General features: G+C 72.3%; 5 protein-coding genes. 1 reads left to right on the plus strand and 4 read right to left on the minus strand.

Annotated elements, in window-relative coordinates; translation table 11 throughout:
* The coding region (locus tag ABD223_RS43195; RefSeq protein ID WP_344044149.1) for a substrate-binding domain-containing protein at positions 1–215 on the plus strand (215 nt) is incomplete at its 5' end.
* Between the two features lie 9 nt (positions 216–224).
* Here the strand turns inward: ABD223_RS43195 and ABD223_RS43200 are convergent.
* The 4 genes from ABD223_RS43200 to ABD223_RS43215 form a co-directional block, all read right to left on the minus strand.
* Positions 225–995 (minus strand): SDR family oxidoreductase, encoded by a 771-nt coding sequence (locus ABD223_RS43200; protein ID WP_344044151.1) that lies wholly within the window; start codon positions 993–995, stop codon positions 225–227.
* Positions 992–1,822 (minus strand): 5-dehydro-4-deoxy-D-glucuronate isomerase, encoded by an 831-nt coding sequence (gene kduI, locus ABD223_RS43205; RefSeq protein ID WP_344044153.1) that lies wholly within the window; start codon positions 1,820–1,822, stop codon positions 992–994. The genes ABD223_RS43200 and kduI overlap by 4 nt, the downstream gene beginning before the upstream one ends.
* Before the next feature lie 250 nt (positions 1,823–2,072).
* A complete protein-coding gene (locus ABD223_RS43210; protein WP_344044155.1) occupies positions 2,073–2,339 on the minus strand; it encodes a hypothetical protein in 267 nt (88 codons plus the stop codon).
* A gap of 83 nt (positions 2,340–2,422) precedes the next feature.
* A partial coding sequence (locus tag ABD223_RS43215) for a hypothetical protein (RefSeq protein WP_344044157.1) occupies positions 2,423–2,652 on the minus strand: 230 nt, incomplete at its 5' end.

Below are 2,652 nucleotides of genomic sequence, written 5' to 3' on the forward strand. Positions count from 1 at the left end.
TGCCGTCGGACCTGTCGGTGGTGGCCTATGACGACGAGGTGGCGGCGTTGTTCACCCCGGCGCTCACGGCCGTGCGCCCGCCGCGGCGTTCGATCGGGCGGGCGGCGGTGTCGTTGTTGGCGGCCCGGTTGCAGGACCCGGGCCGGCCGACGCACCGGGTGGTGATCACCCCGTCTTTGCGGGTGCGCGGTTCGACGGCCCCGCCCCCGGTCTGACCGACCTCGTCACCTGGCGAGCCAGCCGCCGTCGACGGGGAGCACGGCGCCGTGGACGTAGTCCGCCGCGCGGGAGCACAGGAACAGCACCGCGCCGGCGATGTCGTCGGGGTCGGCCCAGCGCCCGGCCGGGATGCGGTCGAGGATGGACCGGTTGCGGTCCGGGTCGGCGCGCAGCGCGGCGGTGTTGTCGGTGGCGACGTAGCCGGGGGCGACGGCGTTGACGTTGACGCCGCGGTGGGCCCATTCGTTGGCCAGGGCCTTGGTCAGGCCCGCCACCGCGGACTTCGACGCGGTGTAGCCGGGCACGGTGACGCCGCCCTGGAAGCTCAGCATCGAGGCGATGTTGACGATGCGGCCCGTGCCGCGGGCCAGCATCGCCCGGCCGACCTCGCGCGAGAGCGTCCAGGTCGCGCGCAGGTTGACCGCCAGCACGTGGTCGAAGTCGGCGTCGCTGTGCTCGGCGGCCGGTGCGCGGCGGATCGTCCCGCCGTTGTTGACCAGCACGTCCACCTCCCTCCCCGCCAGCAGCGCGCCGAGTTCGGCGACCTGGTGGGGGTCGGCCAGGTCGGTGCGCACGGGGGTGAACACCCGGCCCCGGCCCTCCACGGCGGTGCGCACCGCGCTGGGGCCCTCGGGCATGGACGAGCCGATGCCGACCACGTCGGCGCCCGCCGATGCCAGCAGCCGTGCCACGGCCAGGCCGATGCCCCGGCCGGCGCCGGTGACGGCCGCGGTCCGGCCGGTCAGGTCGAACAGGCCGGCCACCTCGGGGTTCATCGCAGCACCGCCGCGGGGTGGGGGTCCATGTCGTCGAAGGACTGGTTCTCCCCGGCCATGGCCCAGACGAAGCCGTAGGAGGCGGTGCCCACACCGCTGTGCAGCGACCACGGCGGGGAGATCACCGCCTGCCGGTCGGCCACCACCAGGTGCCGGGTCTCGTGCGGCTCGCCGAGCAGGTGCACCACGCGGGCGTCCTCGGGCAGGCCGAAGTAGAGGTAGACCTCCATGCGGCGGTCGTGGGTGTGGGCGGGCATGGTGTTCCACATGCTGCCGGGGTGCAGGGTGGTCACCCCCATCACGACCTGGCAGCTGCGGACGCCGTTCTCGTGGATGTACTGGGTCAGCGTGCGGCGGTTCGACGTCAGCGGGTCGCCGAGTTCGCGCACCGTGCCGCCGCCCGGCTCGACCAGCACCGTCGGGTGCGCGGTGTGCGCGGGCGCGGAGAACAGGTAGAACGCGGCGGGCGCGTCGGCGTCGTCGGAGGCGAAGGAGACCTCCTGGGCGCCCCGGCCGATGTAGAGGCAGGCGGTCGGGGCGAGCCGGTGCTCCTCGCCGTCCACCGTCACCGTCCCCGCGCCGCCCACGTTGACGACCCCGGCCTCACGGCGGTCGAACAAGCGCTCGGCCCGGATCTCGGGGAACGCGGGGAGGGACAGGGGACCGGTGCGCGGCAGCACGCCCACCAGCACCACCCGGTCGTGGTGGCTGTGCACCGCCCGCACCTCATCGGCGACGAACAGGTCCTCGACCAGGTAGTGCCCCCGCAACTCCTCCGTCGTCATCGACGGCACCTGCTGCGGCGCGGTCGCATAGCGCTGCTCCACGGACGTCGCCCTCCTCTTGCTGATCGTTTCGTCGTCTAATGACGAGAAGCAGTCAATATCAGGCAAGAAAGAAGGGCAATACTGATCGGTTCATTTATTACGATCAGTTTCGATCACGGTGGGAGGGGTGTGGTGCTGGTGGACGAGCCGTGGGCGGCGTCCGTTGTGGACGCCGCCCACGGGCGTTTCCGTGCCGGTGCCGCCGGGCCCTTCCGCCCCGCCGGAACCCGGGCGGTGCGCCGCTCCCTCCCTACCGCAGGGGTTCGACGTACCTGCCGTCGACGTGCAGGCTGCTCTTGGCCGCCAGGCCCGAGTAGGCGTAGTCGACCTTGATCTTCGCGGGCACCCCGCCCACCTGGAAGTCGATCTCCTTCTTGCTGAACCACAGGCGCGCGTCACCCACCTGCTCGCCGTCGACGGACACCAGGATCTTGCCGGTCATCGAGCTGTGGTCGATCTCGACCTCGTGCTCGCGCTCGGCCACCGTGACACGCCAGACGTGATCTGCTTCGCTCATGTGGAACCCCTGTCTCGTCCTCGGTGGGATCCCTCTACCCAACCCGGCTCGCCCTCACACCTGCCGCTGATCGAGGGCCGGCGTCAGGACAGTGCGAGGACGGCGCAGGACGCGGCCAGGCCCAGGCACAGCGGTGAGTAGTAGCGCCGGTCGAGCCGGGCGAACTCGGTCGTGCGGCGGAACGACAGCGCCGGCCCGGCCGCGCCGAGCAGGAGTGCCACGCCGAGCGTCATGCCCGGTGTCGGCAGCCTGTCGACGGGGACGTCGACCACCCGGCGGGCGAAGTCCTCGCGGGTGCGCAGCGGCCACGGCG

The sequence above is a fragment of the Saccharothrix xinjiangensis genome, from assembly GCF_039527585.1.
GTDB lineage: Bacteria > Actinomycetota > Actinomycetes > Mycobacteriales > Pseudonocardiaceae > Actinosynnema > Actinosynnema xinjiangensis.